Origin of the sequence: Fodinibius salicampi (genome assembly GCF_039545095.1) — a bacterium.
Classification (GTDB): domain Bacteria; phylum Bacteroidota; class Rhodothermia; order Balneolales; family Balneolaceae; genus Fodinibius; species Fodinibius salicampi.
Genome location: NZ_BAABRS010000004.1, coordinates 125,140 through 143,187 on the forward strand (window position 1 = coordinate 125,140; position 18,048 = coordinate 143,187).

Sequence of the window (18,048 nt, forward strand, 5' to 3'; positions counted from 1 at the left end):
AAGTTTTTAGGCACAAACTACGCATTTTGTGGTTCAGGGCATAAACTTAAGGCGACCAAATGGCGTTATCAGGAGCAATGGGTTTTATCAACTCTTTAGATGCTCAATTTCTTCTTTAGTTTCAACAATTTTTTTAAGAATAATTGTCTCTAACTTCTCCTGTTCCTTTTGATTCATAGCTTTCTTTATGTTTTTAAGATTTTGTTAAAGATACTTAACTTCATGCTATGGAAGAAAAAATCTTCCGTTACCTCACAACATTGTTATCACTGAGATTGCTGTGTGAAGATTTTGATGCAGGGTTCTGTCGCTCAGAATCAGTTGTTAATTTTGTTACTAATTAGTGATTGAATTTATTAACTTTGTGACCACCGAAAATTATTTACTATCGGATACCTTCAATGATTGATAAACCACGAGATTATTGCGGCATCTTTGGAATTCAAAACCATCCGGATGCAGCTCTTCTCACCTACTATGGATTGCATGCACTGCAGCATAGAGGGCAAGAATCAGCAGGCATCGTAACCTCATATTTTGATGAGGACAAGGAGCGCTGGATAATGCCTGCACATCGAGACTTCGGATTGGTTCTCAATGTCTTTGACGACCAAAATATTTTTAAGAGGGAACTACAGGGACGGGCTGCCATCGGCCATAATCGATACTCTACAACGGGTGCGGCCAAGAATCCTGCGAACATCCAGCCTTTTCGCGTACATTATCACGAAGGAAATATCGCCATTGGACATAATGGGAATTTAGCGAATGCCAAACAGCTTCGTGATCGCTTCAGGCAAGAAGGGGTACTGTTCCAAAGTACTTCTGATACAGAGCTTATTCTGCATTTAATTTCACATAGTCCAAAGAAAACACAGATAGAGCAGGTGCTTGATGCACTGGATCAAATTGAGGGGGCTTACAGCCTGATGATGCTTACCGATGATAAGTTGATTGCGGTTCGCGATCCCAACGGTTTTCGCCCCCTGGCACTAGGAAAAGTAGACGGTAGCTACTGTGTTTCCAGTGAAACCTGTGCTTTTGATATCATTGATGCCGAATATATTCGGGATATTGAGCCCGGAGAGGTGCTGGTGATTGATCAAAATGGGGGATCTGACTCTGAGCCCGAATCCTATCATCTGGACCCGGAGTATGGCACCGATACAAGTCAGTGTATCTTTGAGTTTGTTTATTTTTCCCGTCCTGATAGTAAGATATTTGGTGAAAATGTAGATAAGGTTCGAAGAAACCTGGGTAAATATCTGGCGAAGGAGCATCCTATAAATGAAGTTATCAGAAATGCACCGGATGATAAAAAGCCCATTGTTATTTCAGTGCCCGACTCTAGTAATACGGCTGCCTTGGGCTATGTGCATGAAAACCAGAAATTTGGCCATGAGTGCAAGTTTGAAATCGGACTGATACGGAATCACTATGTAGGACGTACCTTTATTTCTCCAGGACAGAAATCACGCGAGCAGAAGGTGCGCACCAAATTTAATACCGTTAAAGGGGTTATTGAAGGCCGGTCGGTGATTATTGTTGACGATTCCATAGTGCGGGGGACGACTTCGCGCTATTTGGTGAATATGATTCGACAGGCAGATCCGGCCGAAATACATTTCCTGGTGAGTTCACCCCCAATTATCAGTCCTTGTTATTACGGAATGGATTTTCCGAGTCCCGAAGAATTAATGGCCAATCGTTTTGATCGTGATATTGAAGAAATGGCTAAAGAAATTGGAGTGGATAGTCTGCGATATCTTTCTCCTGATGGGCTGGTAAATGCCGTGAAGGAAGCGAATATATCGGATCATGGATATTGTACAGCCTGTTTTACAGAAAATTATCCGGTACCTGTGAACTTTGGCGTTGAAAAAGAAGAAAATGAAATTGTTTGATGCAGTTTAAAAAAGCTCATTTTGTTACCGGTGCCCCATCATTGGATGTATGTCCCGAAGCTTATTATCCGGAAGTATGTCTTGCCGGACGTTCGAATGTGGGGAAGTCATCGCTTATCAATGCGATGGTAAACCACAAGGGATTGGCCCGAACCAGTAATACGCCAGGTAAGACCCAACAGATGAATTACTACCTGGTGGACGACAAAACGTATTTGGTTGATTTACCCGGTTTTGGTTACGCCAAAGTTTCCAAAAAAGAACGGGAGCGATGGGGAAGGGATATCAGGGATTATCTGTTGGAACGTCCCACGTTAAGACTGGTTATTCACTTGGTAGATATCCGCCATAAACCCTCAAAGCTTGATGAAGAATTTTTTTACTGGTTGGGGACTAATCGGTTGCCATTTATAGTGGTATTGACCAAAGGAGATAAGATTTCACATAATAAGTGCCAACAGTCTAAGGCACGCGTTAAGCGAATTTTAGACGAAATGAATATTGAAGTACCTATAATTATTAGCTCTGTTAAAGACGATGTCGGAATTGACGAGGTCAAAGAGCTGATATCCGAATTTACTCAATAAACCTAACACTATACATAAGACTCCATGTCATTTAGCATCCTGATTTTAGATAATGTTGATCCGTTAGCTGAAAAAGTTTTTGAAGAACGCGGTATTAAAGTTACTCGTAACCACAATCTAAGTGGTGAAGAGCTACACCAAGAAATTAAAAAATACGATGGTATTGTAGTACGGAGTTCGACCACGGTAAGTGCAGATCTCCTAAAATCTGCCGAAAACCTAAAAGTAGTAGGGAGGGCAGGTGTAGGAGTTGATAATATCGATATAGAAGCAGCAACGGCCGAAGGAATTCTGGTTATGAATACTCCCGATGGAAATACCGTTTCTACCGCCGAACATACCTGTGGAATGATATTGGCACTGGCACGGAATATTCCCCAGTCTGTAGATAGAGTTAAGAATGGCGGCTGGGATCGAAAAAAATATATGGGGACGGAAGTCCATAGCAAGACGCTCGGTATTATAGGATTGGGAAAGATTGGTGCGGAAGTAGCCCAGCGCATGCGAGAGTTCGGTATGACGGTAAAAGCGTATGACCCTTTTGCTTCTGTGGAAAAAGCTGAGAGTCTAAATATTGAGCTTTTAGAATTGGATGAGCTGTTAGGTACTGCGGATTTTCTTACGGTACACACCCCGCTCACAGAAAAAACCAAAGGTTTAGTTTCTCTTGAGAACGCTGATAAGCTTAAGAAAGGCATGTATTTGGTGAACTGTGCCCGAGGCGGTATTTATAAAGAAGAAGATCTCTCACAGCTTATTGACAATGGCTATGTGGCCGGTATTGCACTCGATGTTTATTCTCAAGAACCCCCTAATGAGGCACTTTATAAGCAGCTAAAACATCCACATATAATTTCTACGCCTCATCTGGGAGCATCCACCGAAGAGGCACAGGAAAAAGTGGCCGAACAGATTGCCTACCAGATGTCTGATGCACTAGAGCAGAAAAATTTTAAAGGCAGCCTAAATGGGAAATCCATTTCGCTTATAACCAATAAAGAAGTTCAGCCGTACCTTAAGCTGGCAGAAATATTGGGTAGTGCTGCTATACAGCTGGCCCCTGAAAATGCAAACAACTTCTCCTTTGAATACAGCGGGGCTTGTGCGCAATATTCAGATGTACTGACGGATTCTATTTTGAAAGGGATGCTTTCCCATCACGTCAGTGAGTCGGTAAATCTTATTAATGCCCGTCACTATGCGGATGATCGCGGATTAAAAATACGGGAAACCAAAGTCAGTGATACAAAGACTTTTAATGATTTGATTACGGTAACATTTGGAGAAGACGCCGACTACCAGACGATATCGGCAACCGTATTCGGAGAGGATGATTACCGTATCGTCGAGATTGACGGTTATGGTATTGAGCTCCGCATGGAGGGAGATATTGTAATGTATCAGAATGTTGATAAACCCGGGATGCTTGCCGGCGTGAGTGGAGCAATGGCCAAGCAGGGTATCAATATCGGCGCGCTAAGTCTGGGACGTACGGATAAGGGCTCGAATGCCATTACTGCCGTATCGGTGGATAAGGAACTCACAGAAGAGGAACTGAAGCCTATTATTGAGCTGGATGGTGTGAATGCATTGAAATACATCAGCCTGAATAACTAAAACAACGTAAGATCAATGGGCACACAGTGTTTTGTTATTACCGTGTGCCCATTTTACTCCACAGAAAATGAAACATCTCGACCATATTGGTATAGCGGTTGCAGATTTGGAAAAGGCTATCAATACCTACAAAAAACTGTTGGAAAGTCCCTGTTACAAGCGGGAAACGGTGGAACAGCAGAAAGTAGAGACCGCCTTTTTCCGGGCAGGTGAGTCAAAAATTGAACTGCTGGGTGCTACAGCACCGGATTCCGTGATTGATAAGTTTGTTTCCAAACAGGGAGAGGGAATGCATCATGTTGCATTTGAGGTAGATGACATCTATGCTGAAATGAAACGGTTGGAAGAAGAAGGGTTTACGCTTTTATCGGAGGAACCCCGTCCCGGCGCCGATGACAAGCTTGTGGTCTTTGTCCATCCGAAAGATAATTGTGGAGTGTTAATAGAATTATGTCAATCGACCGGAAAATAGGTTGAGTTTTGCAGTAATTGGCACTATCTTTTGAATCGATATTTCGGGACGTGGCGCAGTCCGGTAGCGCACACGACTGGGGGTCGTGGGGTCGCAGGTTCAAATCCTGTCGTCCCGACTTTATAAAGCCTTCTGATAGCTTTGAGAGCTGTTGGGGGGCTTTTTTAGTTTTAAGTCTTTCTTAGAATATATGCAGCCACTATGATGCCAGTAGTTGTTCGAGATGTTCAACTGATTTCAGCCATATCATGCTCTTTCCGGTTTCCAGTTGATTAATTAATTTGTGGTTGCCCGACAGGTATATCTTTTTGTCAGGAAAGCTGTCTTTTAGCTGATCAAGGTATTTACGGCTATTTTCAGGTAAATCGAAGTGCACTAGAAAAAAAAGCAGGTGATCGGATTCTGTCTCTGATACTGCGTTTATGAGTAGCTGCACCGGGACATTGGCACCGAGATATATCGCCTGTTGGCCGGAACGGCGAATAAGATAATGGGCAAACAGTAGCCCCAACTCGTGGAATTCATTTTCTGGAAGGAACAAGAGCCATTTATCCCCGTCAGGTTTAGCGGGGGGTAACGAATCAATAGCCGTCAGCAGTTTTTGCCTGACCAAGTTACTGATAAAATGTTCATGAACGGGAGGCAACCGGTCGCTCGTCCACATTAATCCCAGTCGTACCATCATAGGATATATGATTCTGCTATAGGCATCTTTCAGTCCGTATCTCAGCAGGCAATGAGAAAATACTTTTTCAAAATATAATTCATCATAGCTTATTCCGGCTGCTATAAGCTGTAAAACAAAATATTCATCGGTTTCATCGGGCGTCGTTTTTTCTTGTTCTTTTAAAACCAGTTCGTTCAGTTTTTTATCTGGCATTGCACCCAGTTCCGAGAGTTTATAACCAGAATTTTTGAGACTTACTATATTCAGCAACCGTCGCAGTTGTGCATTGCTGTAATATCTTGTGTTTCCCTCCGAGCGATTTGGTTTCAAGGCACTATAGCGCTGTTCCCACATCCGGATGGTATGTGGTTTGATGCCCGAAAATTGAGATATTTGAGATATCGAAAAAGAATCCATGTTTATTATTTATAGCATATATTTAAACGGTATAATTTAGTTTGCACCCGTTTCATAAAGGTTACATGTTGTTGCCAGTATCAGGTAGACTAAAATGTAAAAAACTATGAAGTGTTTTACTGTTTAAAAGTATTTTTTTCCGTTTCCATCTTCTTATAAATAAAGCCACGCTCTGGAGTACAAAGCGTGGCTAAATATTGTGGAAATATTTATGCTAGTCATTCTAAGACTAACTTGGCATGAGTACTCCGTCAATGATATGGACCACACCGTTGGTGCCTTCGAGGTCAGCTTGGGTTACCTGGTAGGTATTGCCTTGCTGGTCGGTCAGCGAAACCGTGTTATCACTTGCAACTTCGATAGTCAGCTCATCTCCATTAACAGTAGTAACAGTTTGCGAAGTAGCAAGGTCTCCGGACAAAACCTTGCTATCCAGCACGTGATAGGTCAGTACATCCTGCAGCTGTTGTTGGGAAAGCCCTGACAGGTCGAGTCCTTCGAACGAGGCATTATTTGGGGCAAAGACAGTAAAGGGTCCTTCGCCTTGGAGGGTAGAGACTAAATCCGCTTGTCCGACAGCCCCTTCCAGGGTTTGCAAGCTGAATCGTTTAGCCACAATACCCACTACATCCAGGTAGCTATCGGGAAGGACTACCTGATCAATGGCATGAATGACGCCATTGGAGGCTTCTACATCAGCCGTAACAACCGAAGCGTTATCGTTTACCATTACGTCGCCATCCATGACTGTTACAAAAAGCTGGCCTCCCGCTGACGCTTCCACCGATTGTTCAGCCTGCAGGTCGCCAGCCATAACAGTTGATCCGGCTACAACGTGATAGCTTAATATTTCGTTTAACTGTTCATTGGACAGGCTTTCTAGCAGGCCCTCCGGTAGCGCTTCAAATGCTTGGTTGGTGGGGGCAAATACAGTAAAGGGTCCACTGCCCTGCAATGTTGTAGCCAAGCCGGCATCGGTAACAGCCGATACAAGGGTGCTGAAATCATCGTTGGACTGAGCCACTTCGACAATGTTGCCCGGCCCTTCTGGGGCCGTTGGCCCATCATCGTCATCTCCACAAGCCGATAACATGGTGAATGCTAATAAAACTATGAAGGCTTTGATCACTGGGACTTTTCTCCCTATAGAGAATTGTTGTATTCTGGTTTTCATAAGAAATAGGATTGGATTAAGGTGTATTTTTGTAATTTTGTTTAAATTTAAAATTAAAAATTTAAACAATCTGAATTATCTATACATCTTTAGTCTCTGAAAAGTTCCCGACCATTGCTGGTGTATCTGTTTTCGGGCAGATTCATCCCCGGATATCGTTTCTCGGTAGGTTTTTTCTTTGTTTATATCTATATGAGATTGGGCTTTTCTCAGTAAAGTGGGACTGTTCGGTTATGTAATCATCAGGGGGATATTGAGCTATATGATACTGTTTATCTACGAACACGATACTTGTGAATTCTATAAGTCAAACTATTTTGAGCGCAATGACCAGCTCATCCAAGAGGTGCAAGGCCAAATCATCGAATGGTAGCAACTGGATATGATTCAAGGCAAGCGGCCTGATCCTCAAAACGAAGAAAACTTTACCCAGATTCGTCTGATGGCAAGGGGATTGAAGCTTTGCAATATGTATAAAAGATATGCTAAAAACTTAAACGGACAACAAAATAAGAAGTCTGATATCAAAGATCAGGAAACTGGCTGAGGAGAGAGCTTAGAGAATCCAGAGATCTATGTAGCTTATTTAAGCGAATTATCGTACGTCAGGTAATTGAAACTAGAATTACATAAATATGAAGTAAATCACTATGTCACTTAATAAAAAAGCTTACCTACGGCAAGCTTCTGAGAGATGGCGAAATCGAGAGTCCAAACCCGAGTAATTAAAGTCAAGATATGTACCCGTTAAAAATATAAATAGGGTTGTAATTTTAAGAGAATTACTTCCTGTATCTACCAATTTGCTGATTTTTGGTATTGTTTGTTGATAGGTCGCGGATCACAATCTTTTAGTAAATGATCATATGTTGAAGTAGGGATCTGGAGGTCTTTATAATGATCCCAAATTTGGTAATCAAATCCTGCTGATTCCAGATTTGCAATGAACTGAGCAGATTCGAGGGATGTCATTGGGTTCCTCATAATATGAGTATGATATTTTTTATACTTTGTCGTTCTTAGCAGTACGTTTTAAATGCATGAAGTCACAAATGAATGATTCAGGCATGAATGGAACGGCCAATTTACTTCCGGATATGTTATAGTTAAGATCCTAAATAATCCGGGTTTCATGAAATTCTTTTCATTGGTAAATATAAGCAGAATTTAGTACAAGTTCATTCAGTGAGCTTATTCTTTGTAGAATCTATATCGTAATTACCAGTAAATTATTCGATAATATTTTACAAATAGAGATCACAACAGAAACCTCGTCAGATATTGTAGGTAGGGAAGGCAGTAAAAAGCTAAAGTACAGAAATCAATATTATTATTCCTCTATACTGGTTATTATTTTGATTTTAAATAGGATAATAGGTACTCTGCTATTAATGCTTCTATGGGGAAATAGATATAGTCAGTAAGTCATGTTTTGCTTTTGGTCCGAAAGGACATATCATTTGACAGATAAATAATATAGGGGAGGGGCATTATGGAAGAGATTAACATGCTCAGTTCAGAGGTGGCGCCATATTTATTTGACAAAAATCCCAGTCCAATGGTCATCTTCGACCGGGATTCATTACAAATTGTAAAGGTTAATGAAGCCGCTTGTGAAAGATACGGCTATTCCCGGGAAGAGTTTCGGAATTTGGATCTTACACAAATCAGGCCGAAAGAAGATATTCCCATTCTCATGGAAAGTCTCAACCAGGTAGATGGTCAAAATGAACGATCTGTTTTTCGCCATTTAACCAAGGATGGAGAAACGTTCTATGCAAAAATAAAACCACAAAAAATAGACATTGAGGGACGCTCATTGCAGCTGGCCGTTATTGATGATATTACATCGGAGATCGAAGCCAAAATTCAGGCCCAGCAAGCGGGGCAGTTAGCTCGGCTGGGATGGTGGCGGTATGAGGTTGCCGAAAACCGATTTATATGGTCCGATAAGCTATATGACATCATGGATGTGGATAAGGAAACCTTTGAAGCCAATTTTGAAACATTCTATGAACTGATTTATCCGGAAGATCGTCCTAAGATGGTTAAGATCATAAAGCAAATTCGAGAAACAAATGAGGCTAGGGATTTTGTCATACGGGGTGTGATGCAGAATGAAGAGATTTCTTATCTGAAATGCCGGGCACAGGGAGAGTTTAACAGCGAAGGAAAATTGGTGCGTCTTAATGGTGTTACGTTAGATATTACCCAGCTTAAACAACAAGAACAGAAGATCCAGCAGTCTCTCAAGGAAAAGGAAGTTCTTCTCGAGGAAATCCATCACCGCGTCAAGAATAATCTTACCGTTATATCAGGTCTGCTGGAATTACAACGATATGAACCGGTGGAATCATTAGATGCATTGATTGATGAAACGCAATCGAGGATTAAATCCATTGCCAAAATCCATGAAAAACTCTACCAATCAGCAACCCTCTCTGATGTCAATATTAAGGAATACATCGAAGATTTTTCCAATATCATATCGGATACCTTTAATTCTGAACAGAGAGCGATTGTAATAACCAAAGACTTGCAACCTCTCACTGTTGACATCACCAATGCGGTTCCCCTGGGGCTCGTTATTAACGAATTGCTTACTAATGCGTTTAAGCATGGGTTTTCGGATATACATGAAGGGGAAATAAGAATTACAATGGAAAAGGCCAATGAAGAAGCTATGCTATCTGTTGCGGATAATGGCCATCCGTTACCCGATGATTTTTCCCTTGAGAGCAGCAGTTCACTGGGCATGACGCTCATTAAGACGCTTATCAGCCAATTGGAAGGTGATATTACTATCTCGCAAGGAGAATGGACCACATTTGAAGTCACGTTCCCTTATTCAACCTGATTTAAGGATTCTGTTAAAAGCAAAAAATCCAAATAGATTTGGATTCAAATCATAGATTATATTATGTTCCAGCTATAAGTACGTAGGTATAAAAACGTAGATATATAAAAAGTAAGTTTGCAGTTGAAAGGAACTGAAAACCCTAACTAAAAGCTATATCTACCATGGGAGATAACATGGAACTGCCCTCGCTTTTCTTTGACAAACATCCCAATTCGATGTTTGTGTACGATATTGATACCCTTGAGATGTTAGAGGTTAATCAAAGCGCCGTCCAAAAATACGGATTCAGCCGGGATGAATTTTTGCAGCTGACGATCGAGGATATCCGCCCCCCGGAAGATATCCCTACCTTGCGCGAGCGACTTAACCAAATACAACGAACATCAGATGTTTCGAATGGGGGGACTTTTCGCCATCAGACTAAAAACGGAGAACTCTTATACGTTCAAGTTACCGGGCAGGATCTTTCTGTCGGGGGTCGGGATGCCCGTATTGCCCATATTCATGACTTGACGGAAACCCTCCGGTTGAAAAATGAAATTGAAGAAACCTACCGCGCCCAGCAGGAGCTTATCCATAATAACCCGCTGGCGATGGTCAAGTTAGACGAGGATTTTCGGATTATCGAATGGTCACGACGGGCGAAACAAAAGAGTGGCTATACTGAAGATGAAGTACTGGGAAAATCCTTATTTGACATACCCCTTTTTGAAGAGGGAGAAGCAGCTTCTGTAAAATCGCGCATGCAGGATATTGCTGCCAGAGAGAAAGACCGGGACCGGTTTGAGGCCCCCATACAGCTAAACGATGGGCGCAGGATGCATGTACTGTTGCATGTATCAGCGTTGCGTAAACCAGATGGGACCCTGAAATCAGTGTTGACGTTTATTGAGAATATTACGGCCCAAAAGGAAGCTCAAAAGCAGTTAGAGCGGAGCGAGCAATTATTTAAAAGCCTATTTTTTAATTCCCCCGTTTCCATTGTCATGATTGATGCCAACGGAAAAATACAGAAGGTTAATAAATCCTACGAAGAGTTATTCGGCTATCAAGAGAAAGAAGTGGTTGGGAAAGATCTGCTGGAGCAACAGCTACCCGAAGAACGGCATGACGAAATTGAAAAGCTTTATGCGGGTATTTTTAAAGAAGGTACGTCAAAATACTATGAAGATCAGCGGCTAACTAAACAGGGAACCACGAAAGATCTGCTTGTTGGTGCCTTACCTGTCATGACGAATGGAGAACCCATTGCAGCATTTGGCATTTACACCGATATCACGAAGCTGAGAGAGACCGAAGAAAACCTTCAGCAATCGCTCGAGGAAAAAGAAATACTCCTCTCAGAGATCCATCACCGGGTGAAAAATAACCTTGCGATCATTTCCAGCCTCTTGCAGCTTGAGGCTATGAATTACGAGGAGGATTCGACTGTTTGGGATGCGTTGATCCAAAGTAAGTCTCGCATCCATTCCATGGCTCATATCCACGAGCAGTTATACGACTCCCGGGATTTTGCAAATATAAGCATGGAAGAGTATATATCCGACCTCGTGGAGTATGTTTGCGAGAGCATGCAAAGGAAAAATCGCCGGGTGGATCTAAGTGTAGTGTGTGATGAGATATCTCTGAATGTTAATCAAGCGGTGCCATGCGGGCTGATGATAAATGAGTTGGTAACCCATGCTATTAAGCAGGCCCCTGGTACTCAACCACTACATATCGAGGTCAATTTTACGCGCGAAAGTGAACGGGTAACACTTGTTGTTGAGGATGATGGCGCAGGATCTCTTAGGGATTTAAAAACCTGGTCTGAAGAGTCTCTGGAATATCAAATTGTTGAACAATTGGTCCGACAATTAGAGGGAGATATTGATGTTGCATATACTGAAGAGGGAAAAACCCGTTATGAAATTAAGTTCCCAAAAACTGATAGGTCCGGATCGACAGGTAATCATTTTGTATAAAATAAATGCAGGCCAATAAAGTCTTTCTTATCATGTTTTCTTTGCGATTAGGGAGTTTTTACAAACATGTGGTATATTCATTACATTCCTAACATCTGGTAGCAGGCGTGAATACCAGTGCATACAAATAATAAAGCAGATTTAAGCTTACTGTTCATAAGATAAGTTGCCATATGTGCTAGTTAAAAGGTAAAAATGGTTAAAGGTAATAATCGGGTAATAGTATTCACGGGATTCGCTCTAATTAGAGATATCATCATAAATGACGGATTTTAAACAATCTCTTCGTGACAAGAAGGGGCATATTATTATATTATCGGTTTTTTTCGTGGTAGCTTTGTTCTTGGTGGTGGCCACTCATTATGGGACAAAAACACTTTCTGCTGTTCGTGCCTATGTAGCGAGTGAGGGTCAATGGACCAAAGCCCAGAAAGAAGCTGCGAGTCTGCTGGTGCAATATAGCGTTGAACAGGATCCAGAGTTATATACCCAATTCCAGGAAGCATTGGATTTACACAAGGGGTATAAGCGAGCACGGCAGACACTGACCTCCGAAAATCCGGATCATGATCTGGCTTATAAGGGATTTCAAAAATCTGATCTACACCCGGAGGATATTGAGCTGCTTATATGGTTGACCCAGTTTCACGATGATATATCATATATGGAAGAGGCCGTAGATATATGGAGGCAGGGTGATCAGCAGATTGCTGAACTGGACAAACTTGGCCGCGAGATACATCAAGCTGTACAGGCGGGACAGATGAATCCAGAGCTCAGGAGCCAGTCTATCAGGTATATTAACTCTTTAGATCAGAGGCTAACAGACCTTGAAACCTCGTTTTCCGCAACTATGGGGGAGGCGGCCCGCTGGGTACAGGACATTATTTTTTGGGCTACCGTAGGATTAGGAGCCGTTGTTATTGTTATAGGCTATATCATTACACGGAGGTTCTTTCGGGGAATAAACGATTTGAACAGGCAGCTGGTTAAGAGTGAATCCAAATTTAAGAAAGTACTTCAGAATTCTCGTGATATTATTTATCAGATGGATTTCAATTCCCAGAACTATGAATATCTAAGTCCCGCAGTGGAATCGATGCTGGGCTATACCCCCGAAGAACTGGTGGAAAAAGGACCCGGATTTATATTGGATCGCATACATCCAGAGGATTTAAAGCGGATCGAACAAGAAGTCAATGAGATGAAAGGAAAAGGGGTTGAAGATCACTTTGCAAAGGAAACCAAGTATCGCATAAAAACAAAAGAGGGAAATTATATTTGGGTTAATAATCGCCGTAGATTGCTCAGGGATGAAGACGGCAAACCCGTAGCCTTTGTAGGCAGCATACGTGATATATCGGAACAAGAGAAACAAGAAGCAAAGATACGGCAATCGCTGAAGGAAAAACAAACCCTTCTGGCTGAAATTCACCACCGCGTTAAAAATAATCTGGCAATTATTTCAGGTTTAATGCACCTGCAACAAACAGACGCTGATGAGCAAATACGCCCTATTTTGGAAGATATGCAGTCGCGAATCCAATCCATTGCCATGATTCATGAAAAATTGTACCAGACGGACAGTTTTTCTGAGGTAGACATGAAAGAATATGTTGAAGACTTTACCCAAATGGTTGAGAGTACCTATGGGTCGGAGCAACAGGAGATCACCATGAAGGAGAACCTGGAGAGCTTTACGCTTGATATTACCAAGGCTGTTCCCCTTGGATTAATACTGAACGAGCTGCTTAATAATGCGTATAAGCATGGATTCTCGGATTCCGAAAGTGTGGGGGAGTTACGTATTACAATGGAAAAACAAAATGGAACGGCTATGATGCAGGTAACGGACAACGGGATCGGATTGCCGGATGATTTTAGTTTTGAAAAACAGCAATCACTGGGGATAACCTTGGTCAAAACACTGACTGATCAGCTGAATGGAAAGGTGGAAGTGGTTCCCGGAGAAAATACTACATTTCAGGTAACCTTCCCGATTTCCTCCTAAGAAGGGGATATTAATTTATCCGAACGATTCGATTTCTATGCAGCAATATTAATAATCCCATCATACACAAATTGTATAGCAAGTGCGGCGAGTATGACGCCTAAAAAGCGCCTCAAAATTTCATCGCCCGTTTTGCCGATTATTTTCTTCAGGTATTTAGAAACCAGCATAAGGATTAGGGTGAGCAGCAAGATGGTCACGATGGCTGCTATAACTCCAATGTTGGCACTGCTTTCACTTGATTTGGAGAACATGAGGATAGACAAGATCAAGCCGCCCGGTCCGGCCAGCAGGGAAATGGACATTGGAAATACGGAGATATCTTTCTTCTCGGGAGCGGGAGTGTATTCCACTTTTTCAGTAATCATATTAAAAGCGGTATAGAACAGTAGCAGTCCGCCCGCAATGCGCAGGGAATTGATATCGATGCCAAGCTGGTCCAGTAAGGGTTCACCATAATTACCAAACACAATTAAAAGAAACATGGAAATAATCACCGTCTTGAAGGCCATTTTTCGGCGATGACTGGCCTCTTTCTCCGGGATCAGGGAGTGAAATACCAGCGCCGCCCCGATTGGATCCGTAATGACAAAAAAGCCGGTTAATGCATTTAGATAAACTGCCAGATCCATGTAATGGTGTTTAATTTATAGGATGATTGAAAAGAATTAAGTCATAAGAGAATAGGAATTAAATTGGATGAGCTCAAAAGGTAATTTTTGAGGTGCCAACTTATCATAAGGGAGATTACTTCTTCTAAGACCGGTTAGATAGTGGACCGAAAGAAGTTAAAAGGACAGGGAAGGGTGGATGCCCACGTAATACTCTTGTGCTGGTAAAGAACGAATCATAACGCTAGGGAGAAATGATACGCCTCTTCTAATAGTGGTTTAATAACTTCTACTTCAATTAAATCCCTTAACTTTGCTACATGAGTTACTTTTTTATCATCACTTACTGTTTTTATAAATATAGGATCATCAACTTTTCGTCCTATATGAATGGCTACCCGTACGGCATCTTTCATGATGGATAAGTCTGTAAAAATACGAGTGCTTCGAAAAAGTACGTATCTTTCTCTTGCTACAACTTCAACCGTGCCAAGGCTCATGACGAAGTCCTCAATGGCATTGTAGATTTCGACAACGGAGTCAGGTCTGTTTCGGAGCACATGTTCACGATCTCCAGTACCACAGGCGTGTCTCTGGTTTCGACGAGTAAATTCCCGATTGCATTTTGGGCATTTCCACATTTCAGGTGTATTGTGTGAGCCTCCTAACGACCTTGTTGCGGCTTACTACTACGACTGTACATAGCCGGCACACGGATTACTGTTGACTTTCAACTAACGAAAGAAGATTCTTAAAACCAAGTGGCGGGAATTTGACGTTCAGAATTTTGAAGAGCTGTCTGTAAGCGTGAGATGGGATTTGAAAATTGGCGCTATCAATTGAAGGCATATTAGGAGCAAATGCAACATGTAATTGCTCCGTGGGCTGAATAGAAAAAGGGAATTGCAGGACAATTATTTTTTATCCTACAACCCCTAGAAAGAACTATTTTAAAAAAAAGAATTAGAAAATACGCACCTGTTAATAATAAGACTGATAGCGCTCCTAGTCCGCGCTTCTTCAGCCTGTCATATTGCTTATGCCGAACATCATTATATATCGCAACAATAAGCGAAGATACAGCAATAATTAGACAGGTATAAAAACCTAACATATAGGGTTCGGGCTGGATAAATAGAGACACAACTCCAAGCGCAACAAAAAAGAATCCTATATAACGGGCAATAGAGTTCACCTTTTCGTAATCTTGAAATATTAATGAAAACATGGTAATAACGAATTAAGTATTAATAATTATAATAGGCATCAGGATTATCCATGTTTGGTGGTTCACAATGGCGACAGCCCTTGCATTCCCAGTAATCTTGCGAACAAGCATATTTTTGTGTTTCATACGTTCCAATATTCACGGCTTGGCACGCCAATCCCGATGGAAATGTGCCAAACGTTCCAACAATAATACACGCTGCTGTACCGCTCACAAACTGAACAGTGGCATCTCTCAAACAATCATTAAACTCTTCTACACATGGATCAGCACGATTTTTCGGCGTCTTCGGACTGTTCTTTTTTAATGATTTGAAAAGTAGCTTCTTGAATAGCCTTCTTCTTAAATTCAGGATATACTTTATGAAGCTTTTCTACCTTACTTCTGACCGATTGCGAAAGATCCTTATATTGTTGGATATTTTTATAACCCATCTTTTTGAACCATTTGTTCTGAGTCAATGGTTAATTTTGGTTTCGAACCAGAATTATCAATGTAAGAAGAAATATTTTTTTTAAACTCTCTTATTTCTTCTTTTTCCATTGGTATCATCTTCTTTACTAAAGGTGCGTTAAGTTGTTCAATACTACCTACTAGGCTTTTGAATTCTGTGCTTTGGGTCAACTCTTCAACACCCGCAATTTGTTCAGAATCCGATTTTATAGTATCACTGCACGCAACAGCTATAGTAATTATCCCAATCACTCCTGTTAAAATATATGTAAATCTTGATTGAATATATTTCATAATAAATGAAATTATATTTAGGTTTTCATAACAAGACCATAAAAGGAGGCTATTTGTTACAAATTAGTTGATTTTCCAGCCTTACAAAGTCGCTGACACTCGAACTAATGGCGCTAAACCTTATCGAAACCTAAGAGCGGAAGCGAGCCCACGACAATGAGCACAATGCCGGCAGGGAGAACGACAGGGGTAAGGAATCCCCGAGGGAGCGAAAGGGGCACGGCGAATTGCAGGGCAGCAGCAATAAGAAAGGGAATACCAAAAACCATTTCAAAGGTATGCCACTTACTTTTGTGTGCCACATCCGTTGTTTCTTTTTCGAATTTGTTGTTCATAATTGGTTATTCAGCTTAGTTGTTTTGATTGCCGCCTTATGATTCTGGAGAGGGTGATTAAAGTTGATGGGACCTCTCTGCTAATGCGGAGTCAGATAGTGGATTTTATTTCCTTGTCATCCAGCAGCTTTATGAGCAATTCCATAGAGCTTTTAATGGTATAATATTCTTTTGCAGAATATAGCAGTATTATAACAAGAGCCGCCCAAGCAATTAAACCTAATGTCAGGTCAAACCAGTTAGGTTCAGCTCCATATTCAATAAAGCTTATGATGCCATACCAGGAACAAACAAATATACTGAAGGCAACGGACCAGAATATTTTGCTTGCTTTGTTAATTTGTTCCCGGGCATATTTACGGTAGCTGCCATTTTTTAATAATTGTTTGTCTTTGTAAAGGAAAAAGTGAGAAGTATTTCGGAATTGCTCTTCGAAAAACTCTTTGATTAATTTTGATGTAGCCATTCTCTTATGATTGTCTGTTAATATTTACGAAGCCAGCTGAACTATCATTCATTATATCTTCATGATGATACGACAGATAAGTCTCGGAAATATCCATCTAAGAGGCAAATACGCATAATCCCTACATGGGTAATAAGAGATCCATAGGTAGGGATCTCGAAGACCTATCCAGCTATTCAATCGTTAATAAAATTTAATTAACTGCAAGAAAATAATTGTAGGATGTCATTGGGGTTAGTGATAGCTTTACTAGTTGATAATAGGTAAGCCTCTCCAGAAAAAGTTGTTATCGCAAAATTTCACTGTCCGAGTCCCCTTATTATCAAGTATATTAATAACAGAAATGAGTTTAATTACTCAGAGCAAATCGATGAAATCAATAAATAGTATCCTGAAAATTGTATTAGGTACAGGGTTTTTGTTTTTCTATACCCCGTTACTTAATGCCCAGGATTGTAAATGTCAGGAAGTGATCACAGTACAACAAATCGAACCTACATCTTTTCTGACTGAGATTGGAGTGAATGAATACCCATATTTTTTGAATATTGCAGGATTGAAAAAGTATTCAAATATTCAATATATAGGGTTGGATGAGAACAGTTATCCCAAAGCTGATTTTTTTACCGTAAAAAGTAAAAATAAAAATATGAATCTTAAAGCAACCTATGGAAAAAATGGGAATTTAATTGATGGTCGCCTTATTAAGGAAAATGTACCTCTCCCTAAAACTATAGCAAGTAAGTTGGTAAGTGATGAGTATAAGGGATGGACAATGGCCAGTAATAAAATTGTTGTCCATGACTTTAATGTCCTCAGGACAGAGTACGAAGTAAAACTCCAGCAGGACGAGATGATGCAGACCGTGTTTTTTGATCATTCAGGCAATCAAATTAAAAAGATTTCCCGAACGTAACAGGGAAAAGATGTTTTAAAATTATTGATTAGATGTACTAAAGGCCATGCAGGGATGCATGGCCTTTTTTAT

Annotated in this window: 17 protein-coding genes and 1 tRNA gene; 10 read left to right on the plus strand and 8 right to left on the minus strand. The window is 41.0% G+C overall.

Annotated features, from left to right (window positions below; translation table 11 throughout):
* The first annotated feature begins 401 nt into the window (after positions 1 to 401).
* The 5 genes from purF to ABEB05_RS14115 all read left to right on the plus strand — a co-directional run bounded on the left by purF (position 402) and on the right by ABEB05_RS14115 (position 4,698).
* The gene (gene purF / locus ABEB05_RS14095) at positions 402 to 1,904 is read left to right on the plus strand and encodes an amidophosphoribosyltransferase (protein ID WP_265791271.1); all 1,503 of its coding nucleotides are present in this window, start codon (positions 402 to 404) and stop codon (positions 1,902 to 1,904) included.
* The gene (gene yihA / locus ABEB05_RS14100) at positions 1,904 to 2,491 is read left to right on the plus strand and encodes a ribosome biogenesis GTP-binding protein YihA/YsxC (protein WP_265791269.1); all 588 of its coding nucleotides are present in this window, start codon (positions 1,904 to 1,906) and stop codon (positions 2,489 to 2,491) included. The genes purF and yihA overlap by 1 nt, the downstream gene beginning before the upstream one ends.
* A gap of 24 nt (positions 2,492 to 2,515) precedes the next feature.
* Positions 2,516 to 4,108: a phosphoglycerate dehydrogenase gene (gene serA / locus ABEB05_RS14105; protein ID WP_265791267.1), complete on the plus strand. Its 1,593-nt coding sequence runs from the start codon at positions 2,516 to 2,518 to the stop codon at positions 4,106 to 4,108.
* Positions 4,109 to 4,175: 67 nt separating this feature from the next.
* Positions 4,176 to 4,580 carry a methylmalonyl-CoA epimerase gene (mce, locus tag ABEB05_RS14110; protein WP_265791266.1) on the plus strand — a complete coding sequence of 135 codons (405 nt, stop codon included), beginning with the start codon at positions 4,176 to 4,178 and terminating at the stop codon, positions 4,578 to 4,580.
* A gap of 44 nt (positions 4,581 to 4,624) precedes the next feature.
* Positions 4,625 to 4,698 (plus strand) — tRNA-Pro (locus ABEB05_RS14115).
* An 81-nt stretch (positions 4,699 to 4,779) separates the two neighbouring features.
* Here ABEB05_RS14115 and ABEB05_RS14120 read toward each other — a convergent pair.
* Together ABEB05_RS14120 and ABEB05_RS14125 are read right to left on the minus strand one after the other, a co-directional pair.
* Entirely contained in the window at positions 4,780 to 5,664 is an 885-nt protein-coding gene (locus tag ABEB05_RS14120; protein ID WP_265791264.1) for a MerR family transcriptional regulator, read from the minus strand.
* 229 nt (positions 5,665 to 5,893) lie between these two features.
* Positions 5,894 to 6,757 carry a fasciclin domain-containing protein gene (locus ABEB05_RS14125; protein ID WP_265791262.1) on the minus strand — a complete coding sequence of 288 codons (864 nt, stop codon included), beginning with the start codon at positions 6,755 to 6,757 and terminating at the stop codon, positions 5,894 to 5,896.
* Positions 6,758 to 7,220: 463 nt separating this feature from the next.
* Here ABEB05_RS14125 and ABEB05_RS14130 point away from each other — a divergent pair, with 463 nt between their 5' ends.
* The 4 genes from ABEB05_RS14130 to ABEB05_RS14145 all read left to right on the plus strand — a co-directional run bounded on the left by ABEB05_RS14130 (position 7,221) and on the right by ABEB05_RS14145 (position 13,673).
* Entirely contained in the window at positions 7,221 to 7,385 is a 165-nt protein-coding gene (locus tag ABEB05_RS14130) for a hypothetical protein (RefSeq protein ID WP_265791260.1), read from the plus strand.
* Between the two features lie 945 nt (positions 7,386 to 8,330).
* Entirely contained in the window at positions 8,331 to 9,695 is a 1,365-nt protein-coding gene (locus ABEB05_RS14135) for a histidine kinase dimerization/phosphoacceptor domain -containing protein (protein ID WP_265791259.1), read from the plus strand.
* A 164-nt stretch (positions 9,696 to 9,859) separates the two neighbouring features.
* Positions 9,860 to 11,662: a sensor histidine kinase gene (locus ABEB05_RS14140; protein ID WP_265791257.1), complete on the plus strand. Its 1,803-nt coding sequence runs from the start codon at positions 9,860 to 9,862 to the stop codon at positions 11,660 to 11,662.
* A gap of 262 nt (positions 11,663 to 11,924) precedes the next feature.
* Entirely contained in the window at positions 11,925 to 13,673 is a 1,749-nt protein-coding gene (locus ABEB05_RS14145) for a sensor histidine kinase (RefSeq protein ID WP_265791256.1), read from the plus strand.
* 35 nt (positions 13,674 to 13,708) lie between these two features.
* Here ABEB05_RS14145 and ABEB05_RS14150 read toward each other — a convergent pair whose 3' ends face one another.
* The 6 genes from ABEB05_RS14150 to ABEB05_RS14175 form a co-directional block, all read right to left on the minus strand.
* The gene (locus tag ABEB05_RS14150; RefSeq protein ID WP_265791254.1) at positions 13,709 to 14,305 is read right to left on the minus strand and encodes a MarC family protein; all 597 of its coding nucleotides are present in this window, start codon (positions 14,303 to 14,305) and stop codon (positions 13,709 to 13,711) included.
* Between the two features lie 215 nt (positions 14,306 to 14,520).
* Positions 14,521 to 14,925, minus strand: coding sequence for a DUF5655 domain-containing protein (locus ABEB05_RS14155; RefSeq protein WP_265791252.1), 405 nt, complete (start codon positions 14,923 to 14,925; stop codon positions 14,521 to 14,523).
* Positions 14,926 to 15,778: 853 nt separating this feature from the next.
* Positions 15,779 to 15,946 carry a hypothetical protein gene (locus ABEB05_RS14160; protein ID WP_265791250.1) on the minus strand — a complete coding sequence of 56 codons (168 nt, stop codon included), beginning with the start codon at positions 15,944 to 15,946 and terminating at the stop codon, positions 15,779 to 15,781.
* Positions 15,936 to 16,259 carry a hypothetical protein gene (locus tag ABEB05_RS14165; protein ID WP_265791248.1) on the minus strand — a complete coding sequence of 108 codons (324 nt, stop codon included), beginning with the start codon at positions 16,257 to 16,259 and terminating at the stop codon, positions 15,936 to 15,938. The genes ABEB05_RS14160 and ABEB05_RS14165 overlap by 11 nt, the downstream gene beginning before the upstream one ends.
* Before the next feature lie 113 nt (positions 16,260 to 16,372).
* A complete protein-coding gene (locus ABEB05_RS14170; RefSeq protein ID WP_265791247.1) occupies positions 16,373 to 16,594 on the minus strand; it encodes a hypothetical protein in 222 nt (73 codons plus the stop codon).
* 91 nt (positions 16,595 to 16,685) lie between these two features.
* Entirely contained in the window at positions 16,686 to 17,060 is a 375-nt protein-coding gene (locus ABEB05_RS14175) for a hypothetical protein (RefSeq protein WP_265791245.1), read from the minus strand.
* Positions 17,061 to 17,403: 343 nt separating this feature from the next.
* Between ABEB05_RS14175 and ABEB05_RS14180 the strand changes: the two genes are divergently transcribed.
* Entirely contained in the window at positions 17,404 to 17,976 is a 573-nt protein-coding gene (locus ABEB05_RS14180; protein WP_345694303.1) for a hypothetical protein, read from the plus strand.
* Positions 17,977 to 18,048 lie beyond the last annotated feature (72 nt).

Excerpts from the sequence above, each read along its gene's own strand:
- purF (WP_265791271.1), top strand. The coding sequence starts at position 402 with ATGATTGATAAACCACGAGATTATTGCGGCATCTTTGGAATTCAAAAC.
- yihA (WP_265791269.1), top strand. The coding sequence starts at position 1,904 with ATGCAGTTTAAAAAAGCTCATTTTGTTACCGGTGCCCCATCATTGGAT.
- serA (WP_265791267.1), top strand. The coding sequence starts at position 2,516 with ATGTCATTTAGCATCCTGATTTTAGATAATGTTGATCCGTTAGCTGAA.
- mce (WP_265791266.1), top strand. The coding sequence starts at position 4,176 with ATGAAACATCTCGACCATATTGGTATAGCGGTTGCAGATTTGGAAAAG.
- ABEB05_RS14120 (WP_265791264.1), bottom strand. The coding sequence starts at position 5,664 with ATGGATTCTTTTTCGATATCTCAAATATCTCAATTTTCGGGCATCAAA.
- ABEB05_RS14125 (WP_265791262.1), bottom strand. The coding sequence starts at position 6,757 with ATGTTATCGGCTTGTGGAGATGACGATGATGGGCCAACGGCCCCAGAA.
- ABEB05_RS14130 (WP_265791260.1), top strand. The coding sequence starts at position 7,221 with ATGATTCAAGGCAAGCGGCCTGATCCTCAAAACGAAGAAAACTTTACC.
- ABEB05_RS14135 (WP_265791259.1), top strand. The coding sequence starts at position 8,331 with ATGGAAGAGATTAACATGCTCAGTTCAGAGGTGGCGCCATATTTATTT.
- ABEB05_RS14140 (WP_265791257.1), top strand. The coding sequence starts at position 9,860 with ATGGGAGATAACATGGAACTGCCCTCGCTTTTCTTTGACAAACATCCC.
- ABEB05_RS14145 (WP_265791256.1), top strand. The coding sequence starts at position 11,925 with ATGACGGATTTTAAACAATCTCTTCGTGACAAGAAGGGGCATATTATT.
- ABEB05_RS14150 (WP_265791254.1), bottom strand. The coding sequence starts at position 14,305 with ATGGATCTGGCAGTTTATCTAAATGCATTAACCGGCTTTTTTGTCATT.
- ABEB05_RS14155 (WP_265791252.1), bottom strand. The coding sequence starts at position 14,925 with ATGTGGAAATGCCCAAAATGCAATCGGGAATTTACTCGTCGAAACCAG.
- ABEB05_RS14160 (WP_265791250.1), bottom strand. The coding sequence starts at position 15,946 with ATGGGTTATAAAAATATCCAACAATATAAGGATCTTTCGCAATCGGTC.
- ABEB05_RS14165 (WP_265791248.1), bottom strand. The coding sequence starts at position 16,259 with ATGAAATATATTCAATCAAGATTTACATATATTTTAACAGGAGTGATT.
- ABEB05_RS14170 (WP_265791247.1), bottom strand. The coding sequence starts at position 16,594 with ATGAACAACAAATTCGAAAAAGAAACAACGGATGTGGCACACAAAAGT.
- ABEB05_RS14175 (WP_265791245.1), bottom strand. The coding sequence starts at position 17,060 with ATGGCTACATCAAAATTAATCAAAGAGTTTTTCGAAGAGCAATTCCGA.
- ABEB05_RS14180 (WP_345694303.1), top strand. The coding sequence starts at position 17,404 with ATGAGTTTAATTACTCAGAGCAAATCGATGAAATCAATAAATAGTATC.